At 75.7% G+C, this 7,412-nt stretch carries 7 protein-coding genes and 1 pseudogene; 2 read left to right on the forward strand and 6 right to left on the reverse strand.

The features are described 5' to 3' along the window. A partial coding sequence (locus RIF68_RS20425) for an acetoacetate--CoA ligase (RefSeq protein WP_309052733.1) occupies window positions 1-1,168 on the reverse strand: 1,168 nt, incomplete at its 3' end. 214 nt (window positions 1,169-1,382) lie between these two features. Here RIF68_RS20425 and RIF68_RS20430 point away from each other — a divergent pair. Further along, the gene (locus RIF68_RS20430) at window positions 1,383-3,743 is read left to right on the forward strand and encodes a TIM-barrel domain-containing protein (protein WP_309052734.1); all 2,361 of its coding nucleotides are present in this window, start codon (window positions 1,383-1,385) and stop codon (window positions 3,741-3,743) included. Here the strand turns inward: RIF68_RS20430 and RIF68_RS20435 are convergent. After that, entirely contained in the window at window positions 3,731-4,294 is a 564-nt protein-coding gene (locus tag RIF68_RS20435) for an NUDIX domain-containing protein (protein ID WP_375165168.1), read from the reverse strand. The genes RIF68_RS20430 and RIF68_RS20435 overlap by 13 nt on opposite strands. Between RIF68_RS20435 and RIF68_RS20440 the strand changes: the two genes are divergently transcribed. Beyond that, a complete protein-coding gene (locus RIF68_RS20440) occupies window positions 4,293-5,111 on the forward strand; it encodes a M15 family metallopeptidase (protein WP_309052736.1) in 819 nt (272 codons plus the stop codon). The two genes, RIF68_RS20435 and RIF68_RS20440, sit on opposite strands and share 2 nt — an antisense overlap. A 67-nt stretch (window positions 5,112-5,178) precedes the next feature. On the opposite strand, the gene RIF68_RS20445 is transcribed toward RIF68_RS20440, so the two are convergent. The 4 genes and pseudogenes from RIF68_RS20445 to RIF68_RS20460 all read right to left on the reverse strand — a co-directional run. Further along, window positions 5,179-5,787, reverse strand: a complete 609-nt coding sequence (locus RIF68_RS20445) for an ATP/GTP-binding protein (protein WP_309052737.1) — start codon at window positions 5,785-5,787, stop codon at window positions 5,179-5,181. Beyond that, entirely contained in the window at window positions 5,768-6,193 is a 426-nt protein-coding gene (locus RIF68_RS20450) for a DUF742 domain-containing protein (protein WP_309052738.1), read from the reverse strand. Before RIF68_RS20450 ends, RIF68_RS20445 begins: the two co-directional genes overlap by 20 nt. An 11-nt stretch (window positions 6,194-6,204) precedes the next feature. After that, complete coding sequence (locus tag RIF68_RS20455) at window positions 6,205-6,648, reverse strand: roadblock/LC7 domain-containing protein (protein ID WP_309052739.1); 444 nt, start codon at window positions 6,646-6,648, stop codon at window positions 6,205-6,207. Next, window positions 6,645-7,412: pseudogene (locus RIF68_RS20460) on the reverse strand (hypothetical protein); the annotation flags it as partial. The gene RIF68_RS20455 and the pseudogene RIF68_RS20460, both read right to left, overlap by 4 nt.

A 7,412-nucleotide genomic window follows, 5' to 3' on the forward strand; every position in this document is an offset into this window, starting at 1 on the left:
CGCACTTCACGGCGGACAGGTCGAAGTCGCGGCCAGGGTGGACGCCGGCCTTGGCGCAGGCCATGACGTACGCGGCGGAGGTGCCGTACAGGGTGGCGCGGGTGCGTTCGGCGACGCGCCACTGGGCGGCGGTGTCGGGGAAGCCGGGACTGCCGTCGTAGAGGACGACGGTGGTGCCCGTGAGGAGACCGGAGACGAGGAAGTTCCACATCATCCAGCCGGTGGAGGTGTACCAGAAGAACACGTCCCCGGGACCGAGGTCGCAGTGCAGGCCGAGCTGCTTGAGGTGCTCGACGAGGATGCCGCCCTGGGACTGGACGATCGCCTTGGGCAGGCCCGTGGTGCCGGAGGAGTACAGGACCCACAGCGGGTGGGAGAACGGGACCTGCTCGAAGACCGGCTCCGCGTCGCCGGCGACGAGGTCGTCCCAGAGGAGCGCGCCGTCCGGGGTGCCGGTGCCCAGGAGCGGGATGTGGACGACGGCGCGGAGGGTGGGCAGCTCGGCGCGGAGTTCGGCGACGGTCGCGCGGCGGTCGTGCTCCTTGCCGCCGTAGCGGTAACCGTCGACGGTGAAGAGGACGACCGGCTCGACCTGCTGGAAGCGGTCGAGAACGGAGCGGGCGCCGAAGTCGGGGGCGCAGGAGGTCCAGACGCCGCCGACGGCGGCGGTGGCGAGGAGGGCGACGACCGCCTGCGGAACGTTGGGCAGGTAGCCGCTGACACGGTCGCCGGGGCGTACGCCGAGGGCGCGGAGTTCCGCGGCGAGGCAGCCCACCTGGCGGCGGAGCTCGGCCCAGGTGATCGGGGTGGGCTCGTGGGTCTCGTCCACATGGAGGAGGGCCGTGTCGTGGGGGTGGTCGGCGGCGGCGCGCAGGGCGTGCTCGGCGTAGTTGAGGGTGGCGCCGGGGAACCAGTCCGCGCCGGGCATCGAGCGGTCCCCGAGGACGCGCTCGTACGGGGTGGAGAAGCGGACGTCGAACCACTCGGCGACGGCCCGCCAGAAGGTGTCGAGCTCCTCGACAGACCACCGGTGGAGCGCGGGGTAGCCGCCCTCGGCCGGCGCGCCGTGGTGTTCGGCGGCCCAGGCCTGGAAGCGGGTCACGGCGGCCGAGGCGATGCGGTCCTCGTCCGGCTGCCAGAGCGGCTCGGTCGGCGCTGCGGATGTCATGGGGTGGCTCCCTGGCTGTACGCGGGGTCGGCGTGTGTCCCGCGCACGTGCTGGGGTGTGCGCGTGACGCGGCTGACAGGACGATGCCATGTGATCCTCTTTCGCACCAGGGCCGCCCACCCATGGTCCGGGAGTTGAACATGTGCTCCCACCACGGGTGAACGGCGGTTGAACGGAGCTCGCCGCGCCTCCGGCGGGTGGCAGGGTGATCGTCATGGACGGTCGTGAACTGCTGCGTTCGGTGAAGGTGTTGGGGTCGGTGCGGGGCCTGCGGACGGTACGGACGGCGTGGCGGCTGCGCCGGACGGACACGTGGGGGCTGGCGGCCAGGGGGCCGGAGCGGGCGCGGGTGCCGGGCCCGCTGGCCGCGGCGGAGGCACTGCCGGGCGGAGGCGTCCTGCGGTTCGCGCGGTCCGGGCTGCGCATCACCGTGTCGGCGGGCGGCACGGTGTTCTGGGGGTGGGACGGGGCCGAGCCGCTCCCCTCGTACGCGCTGGCGGGCGAGGCCCCGGAGCCCGATCCGCGGGCGGCCCTCGAACCGGACACGGACGGCGGGTGGCGGATCGTGTCGGAGCGGGTGACGGTGGCCGTCTCGCGGCACGGGGCCGTGGAGGTCCGTACACCGGGCGGGGTGGTGCTGCGGCGGGATCTGCCGCCGCGCTGGTGGGAACCGGTGGCGGGCGGTCCCGCGCGGTGGGCGCAGCGCAGCGAGGTGCCGGCGGACGCGCGCTTCTTCGGCCTGGGGGGACGGACCGGCGGGCCGCGGCTGCGGGACGGCTCCTACCGGCTGTGGAACACCGGTCCGCGGGGGCTCCCGGGGCCGGAGGACGGTCCCCTGTCGCTCACGATGCCGGTGCAGTTCGTCGTCTCCGACGCGGGGACGCATCTGGCGTTCCACGACAACTCCTGGGACGGGCGGGTCACGCTCGCCGAGGGTGAGGAGGGGGCCGGTTCGGGTCACGACCGGCCGGGGACCGCCGAGGTGCGGATGGAGGGCGGGCCGCTGCGCTGCTGGGTGGTGGTCGGCACGCCCGCGCGGGTGCTGCACGGCTGGGCGGCGCTGACGGGGGCGCCCGCTCTGCCGCCGTCGTGGGCGCTCGGGCTCCAGCACGTGAGCCGGGGGGCCGGGGGCGCCGACGAGGTGCGCCGGGTGGTGGACGGGTATCTGGAGCGCGGGCTGCCGCTGGCGGCGGTGCACCTGGAGGGCGGCCCCGACGGCGGTCACGGGGTGCCGGGGGACGGCCGGGAGCGGTCCGCCGGGCTGCCGGGTCTCGCGGAGGAGCTGCGGGAGCGCGGAGTGCGGCTGGTCTCGGTCGTGGAGCCGGCCGTGCGGGCCGAGCCGGGGCGGGCGCGGTACGAGGAGGGGCGGGCCGCGGGAGCGTTCGTGCGGGACGCGCGGGGCGCGGAGGTCCACGGGGTGGCGGGGTCGGGTGACTGCGCCTATCCGGACTTCACGGACCCGGAGGTGCGGCGGTGGTGGGGCGGGCTGTACGAGGAGCGGCTGCGGCAGGGCTTCGCCGGGGTGGCGCACACCGGGGACGAGCCGCTGGTGCCGGGCCCGTTCGGGAACAGGACGCTGCCCCGGTCGGCCCGGCACGCTCTGGAGGGGCGGGGCGGTGACCACCGCGAGGCGCACAACGTGTACGGGCTCGCGATGGCCCGCGCCGGGTACGAGGGGTTGCGCCGGCCGCGTCCGCAGGAGCGGCCTTTCCTCCTCTCCCGGTCGGGCTGGGCGGGCACGCAGCGGTACGGCGGCACGTGGTCCGGCGAGGTGTCGGCCGGGTGGCCGGGGTTGCGGGCCTCGCTCGCGCTGGTGCTGGGACTCGGGCTGTGCGGGGTGCCGTACACGGGCCCCGGTCCGGGCGGGACCGGCGGGAGCCCGTCGCCGGAGCTGTACCTGCGGCGGCTCCAGCTGGCGGCGTGGCTGCCGCTGTTCCGTACGCGGACGGCGGGCGGCCCGGGGCGGGGCGAGCCGTGGGAGTTCGGCCCGGAGGTGCTGGAGCACGCGCGGGCGGCGCTGGCCGAGCGGGAGCGACTGCGCCCGTACTTCGGGACGCTGGCCGGGCTGGCGCGGATGACGGGGGCGCCGTACGTGCGGCCGGTGTGGTGGGGGGCGCCGGAGGACCGGGCGCTGCGGGACTGCGAGGACGCGTTTCTGCTCGGGGACGCGCTGCTGGTCGCGCCGGTGCTGCACCGGGGTGCCGACCGGCGGGCGGTACGGCTGCCGCGCGGGCGCTGGTACGACACGGCGACGGGCCGCGCGTACGAGGGGCCGGGGCAGGTGCTGGTGGAGGCCCCTCTGGCGCGGGTGCCGGTTCTGGCGCGGGCGGGGGCGGTGATCCCGGTGAGCGGTGCGGACGGGCGGCTCGCGCTGGAGGTGTGGGCGCCCGCCGTGGGGCGGACCGGTGGGGGGCTCGTGGTGCGGGACACCGGTGACGGCTGGGAGCCGGCGGAGATCGAGCGGTACCGGTCGCGCCGGGTGGACGGCCGGGTGGTGGTGGAGCGGGTGACCGACGCCGGCGTGGCGGAAGTGGGGCTGCCGGTGCGGGTGCGCGGGTGCGGTCAGGAGCCGTAGGCCCCGGCGAACCACTTCCGTGCCGCCTCGGTGTGGAGGGGGAAGGCGAGGGGGCGGGGAGTGCGCAGTACGTGGAGGGCGGTCGTCTCGGGGGTCGGCGTGAAGGGCGGCAGGGCGTCCAGGGCGGGCAGGAGGCCGAAGAGGAGGAGGTGGTCGCCGGAGCCGAGGGCGTCGGCGAGCCGAACGTCGGTCGCGGAGGCCTCGATGCCGGTCTCCTCGCGGAGTTCACGGACGACGGCGGCACGCCAGTCCTCGCCGTGGTCGATGAAGCCGCCGGGCAGGGCGATGCCGCCGCGTCGGGGTTCGATGCCGCGGGTGATGGTGACGAGGCCCCCGCCCCGGCCGTCACGCACGGGGAGCAGGGCCACGGCCACGGGCAGCGGGTTGCGGTAGGCGGTGCGGCCGCAGGAGCGGCAGGTGCGGGGCCATCCGGCGCCGGCCGGGTGGGCGGCGCCGCAGGCGGAACAGAAGGTGGTCCCGGTGTCGTTCACGGGCCGACCGTACGCGACGGCCCTTTCCCGGCGCCGCCGGAACTGATAGACGGTGCGCATGACTCGACCGGCTCGCGCACTCCGTACCCTCGCCGTCACCGCCTCGGCCGGGCTCCTCGCCCTGTCCGGGGCCGCCGTCTCCTCTCCCCCGGCACAGGCCGTTCCGGAACCGAAGGCGCCGCCCGGGTTCGTGGCGCTCGACGCGGTGGACCGGACGATCCTCCAGGAGATGCGGTACACGACGGCGCACAACTTCGTGGGCGAGCCGGTCGACGGCTACCGGCAGCCGGTGTGCATCCTGACCCGGCCGGCCGCCGAGGCCCTGCACCGCGCGCAGCGGCGGCTGCTGCCCCGGGGCTACACGCTGAAGGTGTACGACTGTTACCGGCCGCAGCGGGCCGTCGACCACTTCGTGCGCTGGGCGAAGGACCTCGGCGACGAGCGGATGAAGCGCGAGTTCTATCCCCTGGTGGAGAAGTCGCGGCTGTTCGCGGACGGTTACATCGCCGAGCGGTCGGGGCACAGCCGGGGGTCCACGGTCGACCTGACGCTGGTACGGCTGCCGGCGGCGCCGACCCGTCGTCACGTGCCCGGCGAGCCGCTCGTGGAGTGCTTCGCCCCGCGGGCGGAGCGGTTCCCGGACAACTCGGTGGACATGGGGACCGGGTACGACTGCTTCGACACCCGTTCGCACACCGACGATCCGCGGGCCACGGGCGAGCAGCGCGCCAACCGGCAGCTGCTGAAGGGGGTGCTGGCCGAGCAGGGGTTCGTGAACCTGCCCGAGGAGTGGTGGCACTTCACCTTCAAGCCGGAGCCGTACCCCTCGGCGTACTTCGACTTCCCGGTGGCCCGGCGGTCGGTGGCCGGACGCTGAGGATTCCCGGCACCGGCTCCTCCGCCGCCGCCCCGCTTCCGGCGCGGAAGCGGGGCGGCGGCGGAGTTCAGGAGCTGACGGGGGCCGGGTGGGTGCGGGCGGCGCGGGTCATGGCGTTCCGGACCACGGCGACCAGGACCTCCTTCACCGACTCGCGGTCGCGGGCGTCGCACATGAGGAGCTCCACCTCGGGGTCCAGGTCGAGCGCTCCCCGCACGGTCTCGGGCGGGTAGCGCCGGGCGCCCTCGAAGCAGTTGACGGCCACCGTGAACGGGATGCCGCGCCGCTCGAAGTAGTCGATCGCCGCGAAGCTGTCCTCCAGGCGGCGGGTGTCCGCGAGGACGACCGCGCCGAGCGCGCCCTGCGCCAGCTCGTCCCACAGGAACCAGAAGCGGTCCTGTCCGGGGGTGCCGAACAGGTACAGGACGAGGTCCTCGCGCAGGGTGATCCGCCCGAAGTCCATGGCGACCGTGGTGGTCGTCTTGGTCTCGACGCCGTCCAGGTCGTCCACGGGCCGCCCGGCCTCGCTCAGGGTCTCCTCGGTGCGCAGCGGCCTGATCTCGCTGACGGCGCCGACCAGCGTCGTCTTGCCGACCCCGAACCCGCCGGCGACCAGGATCTTCAGGGTCATCGGCTCGACGGGGGTCTTCTTGCGGCTAGAGCGCCCGAAGGCCATTGATCACCTCGCGGAGAATGCTCACGTCCGGCAGCTCGGCCGGCGGAACGGGGCGGGTCACATGGACGAGTTCGTCCTCGACGAGGTCGCCGACGAGGACCCGGACCACCCCGACGGGGAGGTCGAGTCCGGCGGCGAGCTCGGCGATCGACTGGGGCTGCTCCCAGCAGCGTTCGACGATCTCCACGTGCTCGGGGGAGAGCGTCCGGTCCCGGCCGGGGTCGTCGGCGGCGGGCTCGGGGACCACCAGCGCGATGAGGTCGAGCCGGTGGCGGGAGGCGGCGCTCGTGCGGCCCCGGGTCATCGCGTACGGGCGGACCACCGGGCCCGCCTCGTCGTCGAACCAGTGGTGGCGGGCGGGGGGCCGGCCGGCGCCTCCCGGGGTGGGTTCGGCTGCGTCGCTCATGGTCCGGCCACTCACCCTCCGGTGGACAGGCCGGCCCGGGGCGCGGTGGTGAGGTGGGCGCCGACCCGCTTGACCATGAGGGTCATCTCGTAGGCGACCTGGCCGACGTCGGAGTCGGCGTCGGCGAGGACGGCCAGGCAGCTGCCGTCGCCGGCGGCGGTGACGAACAGGAAGGCGTCCTCCAGCTCGACCACCGTCTGGCGGACGCTGCCCGCCTCGAAGTGGCGGCCGACGCCCTTGGCGAGGCTGTGGAATCCGGAGGCGACGGCGGCCAGGTGCTCACCGTCCTCCCGGGTCAGCTCCTGGGAGGCACCGGTGGGCAGTCCGTCGCTCGACAGCACCAGGGCCTTGCGGATGGACCCGACGCGCTGGACGAGTTCGTCGAGGAGCCAGTTCAGCTCGCCGTTCCCGCGTCCGTGGGTGCTGTTGGGTGCTGCGGCGTTCGGTGCGGTCATCGACCGTCCCCCTCCGGTGTCGTTCCTGGTGCTGTCGTGTCGTCCGGTTCGGCGTTGTGCCGCCGCCCGCGCTGCCAGCCGCGCTGCATGGCGGCCATGCGGGCGCGTACCTCGTCGGCGTCGCGCTCGAAGGAGTCGGGCCCGCCGGCCACGGCGGGGCCTGTGCCCCTCCCCGTACCGCCGCTCGCACCCGCGCCGGCGTCCGTGCGGTCGTGGTCGCGGAGCTGGGGCGCCAGGCTGGCCTGGCGGACGCGGCGCGGCAGGCCGCCGAAGGTGTCGGACGGCTCCGGGGGTACGGGGACGAGGGTGGGGCCGGTGCCGTGCGGCGGCACGGGCCGGTCGTCACGGGCGTCGGCGCCGCGGGCGCGGGAGTCGTTCCCGCGGGTGGGGGCGGCGTCCTCGCGCGGACCGGAGCCGTCGGCGCCGGGGCGTCCGGGGGCCGGGTGGGCGCGGCCGCCCTCGTCCAGGCGGCGCCCGTGGTCCACGACGAGCGTCGGCGGCCGGCGGCGGGGCAGCGGGAGGGGGCCGTGCGGCGTGGGTGCGGTGTCGTTGACCGCCCCGTCCCGGCCCGGGCGGTCGGCGCCCCCGGTTCCGTCGGCCGGGGTGTCGGAGGCCTGCTGATGCTGTTCGCCGGCGGGGGCGAGGCCGCGGCGGCGGTCGCGGGGCCGGAAGAGGCCCCCGCGCTCGCTGTCGGAGTCCAGGAGGTCGGCGGAGCGGTCGAGAAGCGTGTCGAAGTCCTCGTCACCGAGCGGCGGTTCGAGCTC

Source organism: Streptomyces sp. (assembly GCF_031178505.1).
Classification (GTDB): Bacteria; Actinomycetota; Actinomycetes; order Streptomycetales; family Streptomycetaceae; genus Streptomyces; species Streptomyces gulbargensis.